13 protein-coding genes are annotated in these 19,560 nt (G+C 58.0%); 9 read left to right on the top strand and 4 right to left on the bottom strand.

The genetic code is table 11. The features are described 5' to 3' along the window. Window position 1: 1 nt before the first annotated feature. Complete coding sequence (locus WD429_RS05510) at window positions 2-3,169, bottom strand: AAA family ATPase (RefSeq protein ID WP_368421173.1); 3,168 nt, start codon at window positions 3,167-3,169, stop codon at window positions 2-4. 222 nt (window positions 3,170-3,391) lie between these two features. Then, on the bottom strand, window positions 3,392-3,919 hold the full coding sequence (locus tag WD429_RS05515) for a hypothetical protein (RefSeq protein ID WP_368421174.1): 528 nt from the start codon (window positions 3,917-3,919) through the stop codon (window positions 3,392-3,394). Window positions 3,920-4,735: 816 nt separating this feature from the next. Between WD429_RS05515 and WD429_RS05520 the strand changes: the two genes are divergently transcribed. Beyond that, window positions 4,736-4,999, top strand: a complete 264-nt coding sequence (locus tag WD429_RS05520) for a hypothetical protein (protein WP_368421175.1) — start codon at window positions 4,736-4,738, stop codon at window positions 4,997-4,999. A 400-nt stretch (window positions 5,000-5,399) separates the two neighbouring features. After that, window positions 5,400-6,818, top strand: a complete 1,419-nt coding sequence (gene argH / locus WD429_RS05525; RefSeq protein ID WP_368421176.1) for an argininosuccinate lyase — start codon at window positions 5,400-5,402, stop codon at window positions 6,816-6,818. 30 nt (window positions 6,819-6,848) lie between these two features. On the opposite strand, the gene WD429_RS05530 is transcribed toward argH, so the two are convergent. Next, complete coding sequence (locus tag WD429_RS05530; RefSeq protein ID WP_368421177.1) at window positions 6,849-9,293, bottom strand: EAL domain-containing protein; 2,445 nt, start codon at window positions 9,291-9,293, stop codon at window positions 6,849-6,851. Between the two features lie 133 nt (window positions 9,294-9,426). On the opposite strand from WD429_RS05530, the gene WD429_RS05535 reads away from it, so the two are divergent. From WD429_RS05535 to xerC, 6 genes are all read left to right on the top strand, one after another. Beyond that, window positions 9,427-12,285, top strand: a complete 2,859-nt coding sequence (locus WD429_RS05535) for a class I adenylate cyclase (protein WP_368421178.1) — start codon at window positions 9,427-9,429, stop codon at window positions 12,283-12,285. Between the two features lie 79 nt (window positions 12,286-12,364). Continuing rightward, window positions 12,365-12,535, top strand: coding sequence for a lipoprotein (locus WD429_RS05540; protein ID WP_368421179.1), 171 nt, complete (start codon window positions 12,365-12,367; stop codon window positions 12,533-12,535). 32 nt (window positions 12,536-12,567) lie between these two features. Then, complete coding sequence (lysA, locus tag WD429_RS05545; protein ID WP_368421180.1) at window positions 12,568-13,818, top strand: diaminopimelate decarboxylase; 1,251 nt, start codon at window positions 12,568-12,570, stop codon at window positions 13,816-13,818. A gap of 8 nt (window positions 13,819-13,826) precedes the next feature. Continuing rightward, window positions 13,827-14,708 carry a diaminopimelate epimerase gene (gene dapF, locus WD429_RS05550; RefSeq protein WP_368421181.1) on the top strand — a complete coding sequence of 294 codons (882 nt, stop codon included), beginning with the start codon at window positions 13,827-13,829 and terminating at the stop codon, window positions 14,706-14,708. A 16-nt stretch (window positions 14,709-14,724) separates the two neighbouring features. Next, window positions 14,725-15,471, top strand: a complete 747-nt coding sequence (locus WD429_RS05555; RefSeq protein WP_368421182.1) for a DUF484 family protein — start codon at window positions 14,725-14,727, stop codon at window positions 15,469-15,471. A 2-nt stretch (window positions 15,472-15,473) separates the two neighbouring features. Beyond that, a complete protein-coding gene (gene xerC, locus WD429_RS05560; RefSeq protein WP_368421183.1) occupies window positions 15,474-16,427 on the top strand; it encodes a tyrosine recombinase XerC in 954 nt (317 codons plus the stop codon). An 18-nt stretch (window positions 16,428-16,445) separates the two neighbouring features. On the opposite strand, the gene WD429_RS05565 is transcribed toward xerC, so the two are convergent. Further along, on the bottom strand, window positions 16,446-16,679 hold the full coding sequence (locus WD429_RS05565; RefSeq protein ID WP_368421184.1) for a DUF2789 domain-containing protein: 234 nt from the start codon (window positions 16,677-16,679) through the stop codon (window positions 16,446-16,448). Window positions 16,680-16,775: 96 nt separating this feature from the next. Here WD429_RS05565 and WD429_RS05570 point away from each other — a divergent pair, with 96 nt between their 5' ends. Further along, window positions 16,776-19,559 carry a transporter substrate-binding domain-containing protein gene (locus tag WD429_RS05570; RefSeq protein WP_368421185.1) on the top strand — a complete coding sequence of 928 codons (2,784 nt, stop codon included), beginning with the start codon at window positions 16,776-16,778 and terminating at the stop codon, window positions 19,557-19,559. Window position 19,560: the final 1 nt, after the last annotated feature.

Here is a 19,560-nt window from a genome sequence, read left to right on the forward strand (position 1 = left end):
TTTAGGAAGCAGGCGCTAGGAACGACTCGAAATCGGGTTTTTCTACAGCCTCGTTGAGGAACACCTCATATGAAAATGGGGCAGCGACAGTACCGCCTCTCATGCCGATGTATGGCTGTCGATATACTGTCCCAAATATCCTTTCGCATGCATCTAGTACCGTTTGGGTTTCTGATGAACGCAGATGGCAGGGGATCGTGGATATATACTCAGCTCGTTTCTTCAGAACCCAAAAAATTGTTTCCCCATCTGTTACCGATTCATCCTCCCACAGGGTCTGTATTGTTGCCATGACTGAATCTTGTGTATGGCTATCTAGGTAAACAAACGCTGCCTGAATCAATGTGCCTAATTCATAGGAGAGTTCAAATTCGAGTAAATTGCTGTCGCATAATTGGCGACCGATCAAGTCTATGTTTGCCTCCGGGTTGCTAATGAAAGCGAGGATGGCGAAGTAACTAAACGCCCCTTCGTGGTTAAAGCACAAGCGCTCGCGGTTATTTTGCCACCAGTCAGAGTGATTTTGGGCATGATCGAGAACGGCCGCTTCGACAGCATCTAATAAAATCCGTTTACTATCAGTGTGCTTATGATCGTTTTGCGTGTGAGTATCGCTATAAGAGCTGTCATGCAGGAACCCACTGCGATAGCCTATTCCGGTACCACCATAACGGGTTGATCGGATTTGGCCCCATTGTTCGATTGTTCCCACTGCTAAATCGAGTAAAGCAGTGGATTCCACCATCCGCTGTTTCAGGAAATTTTCACCCTTGTCGCCAAACTCATGGGGTTGGCAATGCAGCTTGTTGTCAAAATGAAATTTCATTACTTCATCATCGTTGATCTCGCCAGTGATATAGCTCCATAGAGTTTTGTCATCAACAGCGCCAGCGGTGACACTACGTGCAACAGTACGCCCTAACAAACTATGGTCTGGTTTCGGCACACTGAGTAGTCGTTCTAGTAAGGGGGCGACGAGTGGTAAGTTTTCTGTCCGAAAATCGGATAGAGAAAAAACTAATTGCTCTGAAATTCTATTTCCGTCCAGCCAATCTAAAGCAATTGCGTCCATCCAGAATGCCAATACGCCAGCAGTATCTTCATTTACCCACTGCGCGATGCGGTGAACATGGGTTGTCAGCCCCCCGGCATCATGCATTTCCTTCAATGCGGGCACCAGATGAGAAAGCCAAAAGTGATGCCACTCAACCAACACTGCTTGGTTGTAAATCACCTGAAATACCTCACGATGGTTGGCATGTAAATCTCGTATAAGCGGCCAATCATCATCTTGAGGTATCTGTCGGGAAAATGATTCGGCAATAAGGCGACGGATATGGAAGGCGGAGCTTCCTGTCAATACTGTCCGAAGTTGCTTCCTAAATTCGCGGCGCTCTCCCATAGCCAACTGTGCAACAAAGCTACGTATGCTCGGCCGTACGAAGGGCACGGGCGGCAAGTCTTGGATGAATTCATTGAGCGAGACGCCCCGGCGCAAGGCGCCACTAATCACCAGCACATCTAATAGAGTTTGATGACCAAACGTCAATTTACCATCATGGGTATCGAGCAGGACATTGAGACTGTGTAGTCGTCGCAAGATGTCCTGTGAAGCATTGAAGCGTTGATTTGAAATAGACAGGCTTCGAGACTTCAGCATTGCATCGGCAATGCCTTCAATTGCTTGCATGGCTGTGTCCCCCAGCGTGGGATCGGCCTTCACGATGGTGTCGAGGTAGCGTTGCCCCAGTGCTTGGCTGGTCACTACGTTAAAGCTGCCTTCACGCTGAGCCAGTTCGACAAACAGGGCAAGTTCGCGAGGATTACGGATCAGTTCACGGGTGGCGGCATCAATAGTCGTCGAATCGATTTCAAGCTTGTTAAGAATCGGTACAATTTCGGTTTCCCAGTCCAACGGCAGGCACTGCAATTCGCAGTCCCATTGCCGAGCCGCAATGCGTCGATCGTATTTACGGTCGAAGTCGCGGCAAGCTGTGATAACGGTAACATTGGGAATCAGCAGCAACTGGTCAATTTGTGCCAGAAAGTACGTCAATATGCTGTGTTCGCGAGCGATGGACAAGACATCGAGTGAGTCGATAACTACGACAACATGTGCGCCTTCAGCTAAACGGGAAGCCTGTTCTACCCACTGCTCTGGCAGGCCCTGTGCCTGGCGATCCAGCGCCGTTGCTAGGTCGGCGAATTCACGTGACTGGATAAAGAGTGGTACTAGGTCAGATCGGGCTTGCATACGCTGTTCTAGTTCTTCTTGCAGGCTCAGCATCACACAGGTTTTGCCAGAACCAGGTAGTCCCGTAAGCAACACAGCACGTTTCTTGGCATCGATAGCTGCTAGGAGTTCGCCCACAACTGGGCTAGGCATGCGCTGCCCGGAAATGTCCCGATGCCAATGCCTGCCAATGACCGAAGTGCTGGCAAACGATTTTCTCACCTCTGAAATGTCCATGTTCGGAACGAGCATAGCGCCCGAGCAATGAAGAATGTCTTTGATGTCGTCTTTGGTCAGTCGATATTGGGTTGAGGCGTACAGGTTGCCGTCCTTCACGCGACCACCAAGTTTATCGAGGCGAATACAGAGAGCGTTGAAGGCGGCATCTGAGTTACTTGCTATTCGGCGCAAACGTTCTCGTAGAAAGATCTCCATGCGATCAAAGTCTGGGCTGATCTCGAAGGAGGTACGGTGTAGGAATTCATACGTCGAAAGACCGGGTACCTGATCGGTAATGCGAGCGGCCAAGTCACTATTTGTTTTTTTATGCTCTTGGGTCAATTCGGCAATATAATCAGCCTCATTACCATGGAGGGTACTGTATTCACGTAGTTTAGCGAGTGAGCCAAATTCGCTACGCGAATAGAAGCGGACTTGGACTTGTTTATTTCTAGCCAGTTCTTGAGCCGCCTTGTCCAGCTCATCCGAAAGATCCGCTACCGACCATGCCCTGAAATTGGGTTGGTTTTTTTTGCATTGGCAACAAATCAGGAAACCGTCAGATTTACCAATAACAACATCATCTACCAGATAGGTTGTCGAATCTATTTCAAGCCATTGAAATTCGGGATCGGACAGGACAGTTAGTGCCCAGTCGAAGGCAACAAGTGTCTGATAAATATCGCCACGGTTGGAGAGTATTCCTGCGATGCTCATTTAGTCGCTTGCCAGATTTTTTTCATCTAAATTCTCAGCTTTATAAGCTCGTGGTTCAGTTGTTGGAGCAGCTATTGGCGACCCGGTCCATGACTTTCTCAGCCCCTTTTTTACGCGCCGCTGTCAATCGATAGTTGATATTGGGCTTACACATAACGCTGGCTTAACGAAACGGTTTGGAGGCACATCTGCGCCGGAAAACCGGTCCCGTTGAAACGTTGGTTAGGTACCGATCCAAAGTTCTGCTCGGTTTTGACCACCTGCCCGGTACCCAAAATAAACACAACTAAAAACACTTGATAGATCCGGCTGCCCTAAGTCAGCCCATTTCTGATTTATTACCCGCAGGGTTTCTGCATCAAGCCACGGGGACTCAAGGCCTACAATGAGGATACCTGGACCATATTTTTCTATCGTTGGCCTGTAAGCTTCATTACCAAATTTTTTGACGACGACTCTAATAAAAGCTTCTGCGAGTTGCTCGTCCATATCAGAGTGAAGCCCCCTTGCCATCGGCTTATGGGATTTATCGGAAGCAGCATAGGACGTTATGTCTTCTGCCCACCCAGGGTAAAAAGCGTCCGTGTGCTCCATCCAAGTTCGGTTACCACTATCAACCAGAATTGCATCTGGAGGATCTGGTTGGGTTTCAATTGAAAATGCAGTGCCCATTCTCTGGTTATGGGCGTGCAATGCAGCATCCATGACCGCTTTTTCATGCTGTGAATTGATCTCTCGACGAGTCGCCATAGGTGCCTAACAGCTTAGTTGTTTGAAATCGCATTAAACCGCAATTACGACCTCCCGTTCAAACCGAGATCACAGCACCAATTACCAAATCAATCCATAGAGATAGCAGACCACCAGCGCGGGTTCTCCGGCGCCATTCCCAGCAAAAAAGTTCAACGGACTAAAGCTGCGGGCTCGTGCAAGTTAAAACCAAACCCTCACGTTTTTATCGCTTAAACACATAGGGCGACAGAACACCCTTCGGAAAAAATGTGCAACCTCTGCATATAAAACCTCAGGAATTTGCGAAAATCCGGGTAGCATTCATTATGACTGGATAAACGAACAGTTATTGCAGGATCAATGAGGTGCCCAATGGGAGGCAAAATCAACTGAAACTGAAGGCCGCGAATGTCCGCTTTTGTTTAAAAGCCTGAACTTATGCTGGTGCCCTCGCTACTCCTAGACCATGAGTGAACCTACCTCGGTTCAGACTCCCTTCACTGGCTCATCTCGTCGCGGTAAAAAGGTACGCTATCCAATGTCCAGGTTTGCTTTACCGACATCAACACCGACATTGACTGGGGTTTGGATTTCCGTGTTGTTCATAATAAGCTGACTTTGCCTTGGTACACGGGCTCTAGGCCCCGATGACTGTTCGAGTTATCGTTTAAGAGTCATGAAGCACTACGCACTTGTCATCGGTCTCTCGAAAGAGAGCCGTCGCTCAATCGAGCTGCTGCATGAAGGCCCCCAGCGGCCACTGGGCGTGGGCCTCAATTTACCCAAACACGGCAGGCACTATCCATACAAGTTGTTGTAGGAGGCCCAAGCAAAATGATAGTAGCTGTAATTCTGGCCCTCGGAGTCACTGGGTGGGTTCATTACCGCCTGGCTTTCCATATTCCGGGTACCGTCCAGCTTTGGGCCGGACGCATCATGCTTCTGTTGGTTGGGGCAGGCTTTGGCTGGGCGATGAGCCAGGTTTACACAGACACCCGTGGGCTCGCTGCGTCATGGGTTTTCCTGACCTCTTTTGGCGTAGCTCATCTGCCCGCCGCAATCATTCTCTGGCTTAAAAAGCAGCGCGATAAGAATTAAATCCCTCCCGGTTTCCGATTGAACATCAGACCCATAATTCTTACCGAATTTGCAATGCGGCAGTTTAAGACTGTGGCCTGGTGCATTTTCGCCCCATGATTTCGGGTAGACTTAATGGTCTTGTAAGACCAAATTTCATCGAGCAATTTGCTGTTTGGAGTACTATCCAGGCCCCCCTAATAGCCAATCTCGACGCTGCAAAAAGGTCCGCTTTCCAATGTTAGCTCCGAGAATGTTATATTGGAGCCCAGAAACCGGCATCTGACAGGTATTCGGGGCGGCAAAACGTCACAGAATTTGGAGTAAAATCGAGTGAAAACCGGGAAAAGTGTAACTGACGTAATATTTAATTTATTCAATAGGTTAGCATTATGTTACATGTAACCGGAGGACTAAAATCATGACGGATCAGAACAAGCCTGACCAGAGCACAACTCCCGAAAAACCCTCCGAAAAGCCCTGGGGCGGTCGCTTCAGTGAGCCGACCGATGCCTTTGTTGAACGCTTCACCGCGTCTGTTGGTTTTGATCAGCGCCTTTACCACCACGACATCACCGGCTCCATCGCCCACGCCACCATGTTGGCGGAAGTGGGCGTGCTGACAGCGCAAGAGCGGGACAGCATCCTCGAAGGCCTGAAAGCGGTCAAGGCCGACATAGAGGCGGGCACCTTCCAATGGTCGGTGAGCCTGGAAGACGTGCACATGAACATCGAGGCGCGGCTCACCGATCGCATCGGCATCACCGGCAAGAAGCTGCACACCGGCCGCAGCCGCAACGACCAGGTGGCCACCGACATTCGCCTGTACCTGCGGGACGAGATTGACGTGATTGCCGAGGAGCTCACGCGGCTGAAAACCGGTCTGCTGGATCTGGCTGAACGCGAAGCCGACACCATCATGCCCGGTTTCACCCACTTGCAGACCGCCCAACCAGTAACGTTCGGCCACCATCTGTTGGCCTGGTACGAAATGCTGGTGCGCGATGGCGAACGCCTGCAGGATTGCCGCAAGCGGGTCAACGTGATGCCGCTGGGTGCCGCTGCGCTGGCGGGCACCACCTACCCGATTGACCGCGCCATGACCGCGCGGTTGCTGGGTTTTGATCGCCCCACCGAGAATTCGCTGGATTCGGTCAGCGACCGGGATTTCGCCATTGAGTTCTGCAGCTTCGCGGCGCTGCTGATGACTCACCTGTCCCGCTTCAGTGAGGAGCTGGTGCTGTGGACTTCCGCCCAGTTTGATTTCATTGATCTGCCGGACCGGTTCTGCACCGGCTCGTCCATCATGCCGCAGAAGAAAAATCCGGACGTGCCGGAACTGGTGCGCGGCAAGACCGGCCGTGTGAACGGCCATCTGATCAGCCTGCTGACCCTGATGAAAAGCCAGCCCCTGGCTTACAACAAGGACAACCAGGAAGACAAGGAGCCGCTGTTCGACACCGTCGACACCATCAAGGGCTGCCTCAAGGCCTACGCCGATATGATTCCGGCAATCGAAGCCAAGGCGGACAACATGCGGGTGGCGGCCAAGCGCGGCTTCTCCACCGCCACCGATCTGGCGGATTACCTGGTCAAAAAAGGCGTGGCCTTCCGCGATGCCCATGAAATTGTCGGCAAAGCGGTGGCCTTTGGTGTCGCTGAAAGCCGCGACCTGTCAGACATGACGCTGGAGGAATTGGCCCGGTTCTCCGACGTCATCGGCGACGATGTTTTCGATGTGCTGACTCTGGAGGGGTCGGTGCAGGCGCGGGACCATCTCGGTGGCACCGCGCCGAATCAGGTGCGCGCCGCGGTGGCGCGGGCTCGCCAGCGGCGTTGATCCGACAGCCGGGTGAGCCGGTGGCTTAGCTTAGCCGCCGATTCGCCCGGTGCTCAGGTCCACGGCGGCCGGTTGCAGTTCCTGCAAGGGGCGTGGCCGGTATAACCGGAAACCCTGACCATAGTGGATGCCAAGGGCCCGCACCTTGCGCAGGGTATCGTCGCTTTCGATAAAGGTCGCCACCGTCACCTTGCCAGACGCCTCGGCAATTTTGTGCAGCGCTTCGACCATCACCTGTTGCACCGGATCGTCGTGCAGGTTCTGCATCATCTTGCGATCCAGTTTGATGATATCCACCGGCAGCTTTGCCGCCAGGCTGTAACTTTCCACCGAAGCCCCCGCGCCATCCAGCGCCACCCGGCAGCCGACCCGATGCAATGCGTCGCACAGTACCGCGACGTCATCCGGGTATTGGGTCGCGTGGGATTCGCGAATCTCCAGGCAGAAGCAGTCAGCGGCGTAGGGTGAATCGGCCAGTATCGATGCCATGAAGTCAGCGAAGGTGTCGTCCAGTACGCTGGCCAGAGAGAGGTTGAAGCCGCAGTATTTCAGCCGCGGTTCCAGCAGCGGCTGTTCGCCCAGCCAGCGTAAGGTCTGGCGAATTACCTGGCGGTCCAGGTGCTTGGCAAGATCGAACCGTTCGGCAATCGGAAGGAACTCGCCGGGCTGCAGCGAGGGTGCCTCCGGGTGCTCGCCGGGAATCCGCGACAGGATTTCGATGTGGTCTCCCCAGGTAACGCTGGCGACCGGGCGCAGGGCCTGGAACTCAAGTATCAGCCGGTCGTTGTCCAGCGCGTCGCGGATCTGCTCCACCAATTGCCCCGCTTTTCCGTCCTCAATGCCTTGTGACAGTGCGTTCGCGGCGTGTATCCGGTTGCGCCCAGAGGTTTTGGCGGTGTGGCACAGGTCCGCCGCCTGGCTCAACAACTGCTCTGGGTCTTCCGGGCGGTCATCGGCCAGTATCAACAGGCCACCGCTGGCGGTTGTCTGCAACTGATGGTCTTGCCAGTCAAACACGAACCCGCTGATCAGCGTGAGGATGCTGTCGGCAATTCGGCGCGCCTGGGTTTCGGGGCAGTTCTCGATCAACAGTGCGAAGGTGTCCCCTGAGAGCCGGGCCAGGGCATCCCGCTGGCGTACCCTGACGCCGAGATTGCTGGCCAGTTCGCGCAGGTAGCGGTCACAGGTGCCACCGCCGGCGTGCTCGTTGATGCGGTCAAACTCGTCAAGATCGAGGTACAGCAGGCTGTCGGTGGCGTCTTTGCGCCTGGGCTGTTCGGTAAGGCGTTTCAGGCGATGAATAAAGGCCTTGCGGTTCATCAGCCCGGTGACCGGGTCGTGGCGTATGCGGTAGTCACTGCTGGAGGCGGTATGGACCCGTGCGCTGATGTCCTTGCCTATGTGAACTGCGCCGGTGACTTCCCCCTGCTGGTTGGTCAGGCGCTGATAGTGAAATTCGTACACCGGCAGTTCCCGGTTCTGCTGGGCCAGGGGCATTTCGACCACAAAACTGTCACGCTCGAACGCACGATTCCAAAGCCGTTCAATCAACCGGCGTTCGTTGGGGTACTCCTGCAGCAGCTCAATCAGGTTGGTGTCGGTGTGAGGCAGTTGGCCAAAGGTGTGGGCAAACTGTCGGGCGAAGGCCTGGTTGAAGTGGGTCAGATTCAGCTGCCGGTCGACAGAGGCCATCAGGTCGGTGGTGGCGTTGGTGGTCGCGGTCAGCAGGTTTTGAGCTTGCCAGCAGGCTTCTTCCCGTACCATGTCGCCAGTATGATCCACCAGAGTGCCGCCCAGTTTGCGGATACGCCCACCTTCCCGCAGGGCTTTGCCGTATAGCCGCATCCGCCGTGGCTTCTGGTTGGCGGTCTGAACGTCAAGGACCGCCGAGAACGGCTGGCCGGTGTGAATGCAGCGCCTGAACAGCGCGCGAACCCGGTTCTGGCCGCTCTGGCAATAGAACAGCGCCTGTTCCGGTGTGATGTCAGCGCCGGGCCGCAGCTCCAGCAGGGCGTACAGGCCATCGGTCCAGGTCAGCTCATTGCTGTGGAGGTCCAGCCGCCAGATGCCAAGCCGGGCTGAGGATTCCGCTAGCCGGATCAGTTGGTGATCAACCGGGGAGCTGTCCCACAGCCCGATATAGGCACTGGCGGCCTGGTCGGAATCCCGCATGTTCATGCGCAGGCTGAGACTGGCGGTGAAAAAGAACCCGTCTTTGTGCCTGAATGTGATCATCACCGGCTCGCCATTCTCGATCCGGTGGCGATTGGCCGGGGCGAAAGGGTCGTCCTGACGGGCGGCCAGGATTCTGTGCACCGGCTGACCCTCCAGTTCGCTACCATCGTAGCCCAGCACTGCTTCGGCGTGGTGGTCGGCAGACAATACCGTGCCTTCATCATCAATGCGGATCAGCGTACGGCGACCGGTGGATTCAGAGTGGTCGGAGCGGTAGCGACGGATAAAGAATTCTTTCACGACGGGTAAGCCTCAGCCTGTGTTCATCGGCAGCATGGAGCACAGTCCCGCTTTTATTTTTTTGCCGGTTTTGCCACGATGCGTCCATCATACTGATAATAACACCGGAAAGAACCTCTCTCGCGGAGCGACCTTGACCACTGACAACCTGCCCATTGCCCTCGATTTTGAGGAGGGTATAGATCGAAAAACACTGCGTCGGCTGCGGGACCGTTTTCTGGTGGTAAACGGGCAGAGGTGGCAACGCGCGCATTCGGCGCTGACCTACCGGCAGCAGGCGGTGCTGGAGGTGTTGCCGCTGGTGTTCCACCTGAATCATCCCTCTTTGCCGGGCTATCTCGACCGGGATTGCCCTTATGGCCTCAGCCACTATCAACCATCCGCGCCCACCCTGGGTGCCGCCCGCAGGCTGGCACGTACCTTTTCGCTGAAGGATGAAGGGCGTCGACAGCCGGATCTCGACGCGCTGTTTCTGATGGGCAGCCCGGGCACCCTTGGCCATTCGGTGACCAGTGATCTGGATCTCTGGTTGTGCCACCGGGCTGATCTGTCCGACCGGGGTGTGCGTTGTCTCGAACGCAAGGCAGAGAGGCTGGCTGTCTGGGCCGCTTCTCTGGGTGTGGAGCTGCACGTGTTTGTGTTTTCCGCCGCAGATTGGCAGGCGGGGCGTCAACGGGCCGAGGTGGAAGGGGAGAATTGTGGCAGCGCCCAGCACTATTTGCTGCTCGATGAGTTCTATCGCACCGGCATTCACTTGGGCGGGCAATACCCGTTGTGGTGGCTGATCCCGGCCAGCAAGGAGTGGCAGTATGACGAGTGTGCCCGGCAATTGATTGACTGCCGGTTCATCAAGGGCGACGAGTATATTGATTTTGGCCCGGTGCCGGCGATTCCCCAGGCGGAATTTCTGGGGGCGGGGGTGTGGCAGTTGTACAAGGGGATCGATGCACCGTGGAAGTCCATCCTCAAGTTATTGCTGATCGAGTGTTACGCCCGTGACACCGGGCAGCCACTGCTTTCAAGCGTGTTCAAGGCGTCGATCTATGATGGGGAAACCCATGCCGACCGGCTCGATCCCTATGTGCTGCTGTATGATCGACTGGAGCGTTGGCTGTTGTCGCAGGAGGCCAGTGGGCGGCTCGAACTGGTTCGCCGCAGCCTTTACCTGAAGGCCGGGCTGCCTCTGTCGCGCACTGAACCCGGGTCCGGCAGTTGGCGGGTGCTGCTGTTGCGTCAGTTGGTGGACGCCTGGGGCTGGCAGCCGGCGCAGCTGAAAGATCTGGATAACCGTCAGCGTTGGCGCGCGGAGGATGTGATGACGCTGCGTCGCAGCATCGTGTCGGAGCTGACCCACAGCTACCGGCTGTTGTCGCGTTTGGCGCGGGAGCATGGCAGCCGGGCCGCCATCAGTGCCAATGACATGAACCTGCTTGGCCGTAAACTCTACGCCGCGTTCCAGCGCAAAGCGGGAAAAATTGAACAGGTTAATCCCGGCCTGGCCCCGTCATTGTTGGAAGAAAATCTCGCGTTTTATCACCACTCGGAACAGGGCGGGGCGGCCGCACAGAATGGCTGGCTTCTGTATCGCGACCTGGAGGACCCGTCCGACGCGTTCTGGAAGCCGGTGATCCGTCGTGGTGGCAACCTCACCGAACTGATGGTGTGGTGTTATTGCAACGGGTTGCTGAGCCGGTCCACGCGGCTTAATGTGCGTGCCGGCCCCACCACCGCGTCGGTGGCCGAGTTGCGTGAAATGCTCGATGCCCTGGGTGCGTTAGTGCGGTTCCCCGTCGAGCCTGCCAGCCGCGAAGCGCTGTCCCGGGGGGTAAGACCCCTGCGCAATCTGCTGTTCGTCAACGTGGGGGTAGATCCCCAGGCCCAACTGACCGGCCGGGGGCTGCACAAGCTCAGCGCACGGCACGATTCCCTGGGGTTCAGTGGCGGGCGCGACAACCTGGTGTCGACCATTGATCAGGTCACCTTCAACAGCTGGCACGAGGTCAGCCTGCAGCACTACGCCGCCGGGGACACCCTGATTCAGTGTCTGAAGAACATTCTGGCGTCCGTCGCTGCCACCCCATCCAGCCTGCCGGAGGTGATGGTGCACAGCCACAATACAGGGCACGGTGCGGCGATCGCGCGGCGGGTTCAGGAATTGTTCGCGGATGTCATGAGGCATTTTTTCGCGGGTGGGGTGGGCCCTCACCCGCTGCGCTATGTGATCGAAATGGACCGGCGCTATTTCCTGCTGCAATTCAGCGGTGCCGAGCCCGGTTTTGTGGCGCTTGAGAATGTTGCCGCGCTGATGGACCAGTTGGCGCGCCCGCAGGAACGTTACCTGCCGGTGGTTTTAGACCGGGGCGCGCTCTTGGATAACCTGCCGCTTCGGACGGTATGCCATGCCAGTGAACCTGGCAGTGTGCAGGTGTTTTATCGGGTGACCGGACCACTGGCAACCTTATGGGTGGTGGATGAGCTGGGTGCAGTGTTCAGCTGGGAGCAGGCATTCAGCAGCCGGCGCTACCTGCTGGTGCCCCTGTTGCGGTTTCTCGAGAATCTGGTGGAGCGTCGCCAGCTCCGTCAGCTTGACGATTTTGTCGGGAGCGCAGGCATTCGGTGCTATGAACTGGCCCGCCATGACGGTGAATGGCAGGCTGAGCGCCGGTTCGATGAGGATGCCTCGGCCGCCTTGCCCGGATTAGAGGTGCAGGCCGTCGGGGTGCAAGAGGGCGACAGCCACCTGCGGTTCGACATTTTCTGTGGCGACCAGGAGTTCACCGTGCAGGAGTATGGCGACCAGCTGATTTCGGCGGTCGCCCACTACCTCCGTTCCATCCGCCAGCCCGGAGAAAACTACCCGGTGTATCTGACCGACGTGCACCTGCCCCACGATCTCGATCCACAGGTCTACCAGCAGGATATCCAGACCACGCAATACCTCTACTATCGCGCAGCGCTGGAAGAATCTCTCAATCGTCAACTTTCGGGCTGAGTGGAGAGGTAGTCAGCCTCGCCCGCTGGCCGTTGACTCAGGTATACTGCGTACATATCGGAAAACAGGGGCAGATGCCATGCGGGCGAGGAAAACAGTGTGTGTCGGGCTGGTGCTGGTCAGCGCCATTGCCGGTTGTGGCCAGAAGGGTCCACTGTACCGGGAAGCACAGGTCGAGACCGCTAGCGACGCCGTTCAGGAAAGTCGTAGCAACGACAGTACTGACAGTACTGACACTACTGCCCGCTGACTCACCGCCCTGCCAACAGATTCAGGAATTTCATGGACCACTTTAATTATCGTGACGGCCAGCTGTTCGCGGAAGACGTGCCGGTGGCAGACATCGCAGAGCGTTTCGGGACACCGGCTTACATCTACTCCCGCGCCACTCTTGAGCGCCACTACCGCGCCTACGACAGCGCCCTGGCGGGGCGTCCCCATCTGGTGTGTTACGCGGTCAAGGCCAACAGCAATCTGGCGGTGCTGAACGTACTGGCGCGCCTGGGTGCCGGGTTTGATATTGTGTCGGCGGGTGAGCTGGAACGGGTGATCCGCGCCGGCGGCGATCCGGCCAGGGTGGTGTTTTCCGGGGTGGGCAAGCAGCCCTGGGAAATGAAGCGGGCGCTGGAAGCAGGCGTGCGCTGCTTTAACGTGGAATCCGACACCGAACTGGATCGCCTCAATGCGGTCGCCGGTGAGTTGGGCACGCGTGCGCCCGTGTCGCTGCGGGTAAACCCCGATGTCGACGCCGGCACCCACCCCTACATTTCCACGGGCCTGAAAGAAAACAAGTTCGGGATTGATATTACCGAGGCACCGGAGGTCTACGCCCGCGCGGCTGCCATGCGCAATCTGGATGTGATTGGTGTGGATTGTCACATCGGTTCCCAGCTCACCACGGTGGCCCCCTTCCTCGACGCGCTGGACCGGGTGCTGTCGCTGATCGACGCGCTGGCGGAGCAGGGCATCACCATTCGCCACCTCGATATGGGTGGGGGGCTGGGTGTGTCATACGACCGTGAGCAGCCTCCGCAACCGTCGGACTACGTCCAGGCGCTGGCTGAGCGGCTGGGAGATCGAAGTCTGGAGCTGGTGGTGGAGCCAGGGCGTTCGATTGCCGCCAACGCCGGCATCCTGTTGACCCGGGTGGAATTCCTCAAATGCACGGAACACCGCAATTTTGCCATCATTGATGCCGCCATGAACGACCTGATTCGCCCGGCACTCTACAGCGCCTGGCAGGCCATTATCCCGGTCACGCCCCGTCAGGACGTGGAGGAGAAAGCCTGGGATCTGGTGGGCCCGATTTGTGAGACCGGCGATTTTCTGGGTAAGGATCGCATGTTGCGCCTGCAATCCGGGGACTTGCTGGCGGTGCGGTCCGCCGGGGCCTATGGGTTTGTGATGAGCTCGAACTACAACAGCCGCAACCGCCCGCCGGAAATCATGGTGGATGGTGATCAGGTGCACGTGGTCCGTCGCCGCGAAACCCTTGATGACCAACTCGGTCCCGAAAGTTGTTTGCCGGAATGAGTTCAGATATGCGATTCACCAAAATGCACGGCCTGGGTAACGACTTCATGATGGTGGACGCCATCAGTCAGCCGTTTCGCCTGGGCCCGGAGATGATCCGCGAGCTGGCGGATCGGCATGTCGGTGTCGGTTTCGACCAGCTGTTAGTGGTGGAGCCGCCAGGCTTGCCCGATGTGGATTTTCGTTACCGGATCTTCAACAGCGACGGTTCGGAAGTGGAACAGTGCGGCAATGGGGCTCGCTGTTTTGCCCGTTTCGTTCGCGATCAGCGCCTGACCAACAAGCGCGTCATCCGGGTTCAGACCGCCAAAGGCGTAATCGAACTCAGGGTCGGCCGCGAGGGCCGGGTGCTGGTGAACATGGGCGTGCCCGAGCTGAACCCGCCTGCGATTCCCTTTGCCGCTGATCGCCGCCAGGAAGTTTACACGGTGGAGGTCGACGGCCAGACCGTTGAGCTCAGCGCAGTGTCCATGGGTAATCCCCATGCTGTGCTGGTGGTAGACGATGTCGATGCCGCCCCGGTTGCCACTTTGGGGCCGGCCCTGGAAGGCCACCCGCAATTTCCTGCCCGGGCCAACATCGGGTTTCTGCAGGTGATCGATCGCAGCCATGCCCGGCTGCGGGTCTTCGAGCGCGGTTCTGGCGAAACCCTGGCCTGCGGCAGTGGTGCCTGTGCGGCGGTGGTGGCCGGCTGCCTAAGGGGCCTGCTTGATGCCCGGGTGGATATTGAGTTGCGTGGTGGTCGGCTGACCATTGAATGGCAGGGGGAAGGGACCCCTGTTATGATGGAAGGGCCTACCGCCAGCGTGTTTGAAGGCCAGATTCGTCTGCCCGGAGACGGCCCCGGGCGGCGGCGGAAAGGTAGCCGACCGCCAAAAACAAGGTCCTGACGACCAGGAGAGCAGAATGACAGAACAAACGGCCCAACAGAAGGCCGGCGAGCTCACCCGCGAGCAGGTTGCGGATTACCTGCGCGCCAATCCCGAATTCTTCGTGGAGCAGGACGAGCTTCTGCGCAGCCTGACTCTGCCCCATGACAGCGGGCGCGCCATTTCACTGGTCGAGCGTCAGGTACACCTGTTCCGCGAGCAACGCGACACCCTGCGTCGGGAGCTGGTGGAACTGGTCTCCATCGCCCGGCACAACGACCGCCTGTTCGAGAAGAGCAAGCGGCTGCTGATGCAGGTGATTGAAGCCCGCAACCTCAACGATATGGCGGCAGCCATCGATGACAGCATCCGCGGTGATTTCGGGCTGGATGCCGCCTCCGTACTGCTGTTTTCCGACACCGAGCTGGCGGTAACGTCCCACGGAGCCTTGCACGTGGTGTCACCGGATGAGGCCCAGGAACGGCTCGGCAGTCTGCTTGATGGTGCGCGGGCGGTCTGTGGTCAGTTCCGCGAATCCGAGCGAGATTTCCTGTTCCCGGCCCGGGAGGAACCCATCGCCTCCGTAGCACTGGTGCCATTGCGCAGTGACGGTCTTCTGGGGGTGTTCGCGATGGGCAGTTGCGAACCGGGCTATTTTGACCAGAGCATGGGGTCCCTGTTTCTGACGTACATCAGTGATACCCTTAGCCGTCTGTTGCCCCCCATGGTTCAGCGCCATACCAATGCTGCGCCGGTAGCGGGTGTGATTGCCGAGTCCCGTTGAACATGTCGGCACCGGTCGATGTGACGGAGCTGGCCGAGCCTCTGGCGGCTCCGCTGTCGGCGTTTCTCGTTCACCTTGCCTCTGAAAAACGCCACTCTCCCCGAACCTGCGACAGTTACCAGCGCGACCTGAATCGCTTTGCCGCCTGGTTGTCGGGCCGGGACATGACGGACTGGGCGAGCATCACCGGCCATGATCTCCGGCGCTACGTGGCCTGGCTGAGCCAGCAGGGTCTGAACGGGCGCAGCATCGCCCGGCACCTTTCCGCCATCCGACGTTTTTATCAGTACCTGCTGCGGGAAAAGCGGGTCCGGGACAATCCGGCACTGGACATCCGGGCCCCCAAGTCCGGACGCCGGCTACCCAAGGTCGCGGATGTCGACCAACTGAATCACCTGCTTGACGCCAATCCCGATGACCCGCTGGAAGTCCGCGACCTGAGCATGTTTGAATTGATGTATTCCTGCGGGCTGCGGCTGTCTGAGCTGGCCGGGTTGGATCTGGAATCGATTGATGCCCGCAACGGGGAAGCCCGGGTGCTTGGTAAAGGCGGGAAAGAGCGGATTTTACCAGTGGGGCGCAAAGCGCTTCAGGCGCTGTCAGCCTGGCTTGCAGTTCGCCCTGGGCTGGCACCGGAGTCCGAACCCGCGCTGTTCGTCAGTCAGCGTGGCGGGCGCCTCAGCAATCGCAGTATCCAGGCGCGCCTCAGCCGCTGGGGTATGGCGAAAGGCGCTGAACAGCGGCTTCACCCCCACATGCTTCGCCACTCCTTTGCCAGCCACCTGCTGGAATCCAGTGGTGACCTGAGAGCCGTGCAGGAACTGTTGGGCCATGCGGACATCGCTACCACTCAGATCTATACTCATCTTGATTTTCAGCACTTGGCCAGGGTGTATGACCAGAGCCATCCCCGTGCCCGTCGTCGTGGCGGGCCGGAGGCGGAGGATGGCCAATAGATGCAGGCAACGGCTGATTCAGTGGCGCATCTGGGCGTCGAGTTCGTCGATGATCTCGGCCCAGTCCGAGTCTTCTTCGAGCCCCTCTTCCAGGAACTGAGCCTGGCTTGCGGACCAGAATGGGGCGTCCTGGATCGCAATAGAGCTGGGCAGCGGCGAGTACCGGGTGATGAAGTTTTCGATAGCAGCACTGTCCGAGGCAAGGCCGAGTTGCTCGAACAGGGTGCTGAGGGTGTGCTTGCTGGTGTCCATGGGCGTTGCCTCCTTTGATCCGTGCTGTGTCTGTGAAATTCCGGGGAATTGCAGGTATCGTTCCCTGAACTCTAGTGGAACCGTCGAGGATATCCAGTGAAGGCCGTATTGCAAGGATTGTTGCTGCTGTTGTGCGGCCAGTTTTCCGGAGCTGCGCTGGCGGACCCGCCGCAGGCGTCCCCCGCCCCGGTACTCGGGGCAGAAGATTTACTGTGGGTGTCGGAGCAGGAAGCGTTCCGGATCGGGGTGTCGGCCGGCCAGATACCTTTGGCGTTCGATACCGGCGATGGCGTTTTGGCCGGTATCTATATTGATTACCTGGATCGCCTGTCTGATAAGCTCGGTGTGGTGGTGACTACGGTTGCCGGCAGTAACAGCGACATTGAGGCGCAACTGGCTAAGGGCGAGCTGGATGGCCGGCTGGTAGCCCGCAGCCCTGCACAGCCAGACCCCGCTGGTCGCGAAACCAGTGAGCCGCTGATGAGCCTGACGTATGGTCTGTTTGTCGGAGCTGGCGACGCGGGCATCCGTAAACTGTCCGACCTGGAAGGCGGTCGGATTGCCCTGATTGCCGAGGATAGCAATCAGTACCCGCTGCTCGACCCGGTCGAGAGTTTTACCCCGGTGCCGGTGGCCAGCATCAGTGAAGCAGTCAGCATGGTGCTGGCAGGCCGGGCCGACGGATTCGTCGGGCCGCTGCCGGTGGTCTCGGATTACCTGCAGTCGGCAATGATCAACGGCATCGGCCTTGCGATTCTGCTCGACCAGCAGGCGGTGGATGTGATGCTCGAAACGGATGCCGGCAACGAGCGCCTGCAGCGGGTGTTCGATCAGGCGGTGAATGCGTTCAGCCATACGGAACACCGCACGATACGACAGTCATGGCTGCAGACGGACATACCTCCGGTCACTGACAGCCGCATTAGTCTGACCTCCAGTGAGCAGGACTGGCTTGATCGCCACCCCGATTTGAGCGTGTCGTTTCGCAGCGACTGGCCGCCCTTTGAGTTCCTGCAGGACGAGCGAGCGACCGGGTTGGTTCCGGACCTGGTCTCGCGCCTTGAAAGCCAGCTTGACGTTCGGTTCGTCCGAGAGCAGTCGTCCGATACCGTCACCGCGGAAGAGCGCCTGGAGGCTGGCGATATCGACATTCTCCCAGCGTTCAGCAAGACGCCTCGGCGCAGTGGGGACTTCCTGTTCACCCGTTCCTACCTGGCTGTGCCCATTGCCTTGGTTATTCGCGATGACGGCCGCTTTATTGGTGATCTTCGGGAGCTTCGCTCTGAGCGTGTGGGCGTGGTCAATCGCCACGCTGCCCATGACTTCCTGCTGATCAACCACCCGGACCTGGATCTGTATCCGGTGAAAACCGCAGAGGAGGGGCTGCTGGCGCTGTCTAATGACGACCTGGATGTCATGGTCACGCATATTCCCGCGGTCAGTTACACCGTCGCGCGGCTGGGCCTGTCGAATTTGCGGATCACCAGCATCACGCCCTATCAGTATGAACTGAGTCTTGCGGTCAGCAAGGACCAGCCTGAACTTCATCGCATTCTTAACAAGGCGCTGGGCAGTATCGATGCGGCGGAGTCGGAGTCTATCTACAAACGCTGGATTCACCTGGATATCGAGCAGGAAACCGATTACACCGTGGTGCGTCGGGTGGTGGGTATCGCGTTGGTGGTGGTGCTGATTTTCCTGTACTGGAACCGCAAGCTCTCGCGGGAAGTGGATGAGCGGATTCGCTCTGAGAACGCGCTTCGTCGCAGCGAGGACGAGTTGCGGGCCGCCAAACTGGAGGCCGAGCGCCTGGCACGGGAAGCCGAGGCGGCGAGTCTGGCCAAGAGTGAATTTCTCGCCAACATGTCCCACGAAATTCGCACGCCGATGAATGCAGTGATTGGCTACAGTGACCTGCTCAGTAATAGCGTGAAGGACCCGCAGCACCGAAACTATCTGGATGCGATCCGTGCCGGTAGCCGCAGCCTGCTGATGCTGATTAATGACATTCTCGACCTGTCCCGTATCGAAGCCGGCAAAATGCGGCTTGATTACACGGCGGTGTCGGTGCGCCGGTTGCTGAGTGACGTTCGCCATATTTTCGATCTCCGTGCCCGCGAGCAGGGCATCACCCTGGAGGTCAGCGTTGACTCGAAAATGCCTGCGGCGATGATGCTGGACGAGACCCGTCTGCGACAGGTGCTGTTCAACCTGGTGGGTAATGCCATCAAATTCACCCACGAAGGCGGGGTGACGGTGCGGGCAACGGCAACGCCGGCGAATGGCTCGCCGACCAGCGGCGGTGAACAGCGCAAACTCTACCGATTGGTGGTGACGGTGCGGGATACCGGCATTGGCATTCAGCCGGATCAGCTTGAGCGGATTTTTGATGCCTTCGAACAACAGGAAGGCCAAAGCAGCCGCCGCTATGGTGGCACCGGACTGGGGCTTGCAATCAGCCGTAAACTGGCCCGCATGATGGGCGGCGAGCTGACGGTGGAGAGTGAACCGGAGGGCGGATCAACGTTTATTGTCACCCTGCCCGGCGTAGAGGTCACGGGTGAACAGGCCGAGGACGACGGCGAACCGGAAGAGGCGGAGCGCCTGCTGGCGCAGACCCTGAGTATGCAGGAGAGGGGGTGGTTACGGGAGCAACTGGCGCGGGATTTTGGTGATCAGTGGAAGACGGTCCGGGAAAGCGGCGATCCGGAGCAGATGTTGGCTTTCGCCAAACGCCTGCAGGCCTGGGGGGGGCGGTTCCGGTCATCCTCGGTGTCCCGCTATGGCGAGAAGCTTCAGGCGGATGTCGAGGCGTTCAACCTTGATGCGGTTAACAGCGCGCTGGAAGCCTTTCCCCGTTTGTTGGGGCGGGGCCAGTAGT

This window comes from Marinobacter sp., from assembly GCF_040904845.1.
Classification (GTDB): domain Bacteria; phylum Pseudomonadota; class Gammaproteobacteria; order Pseudomonadales; family Oleiphilaceae; genus Marinobacter.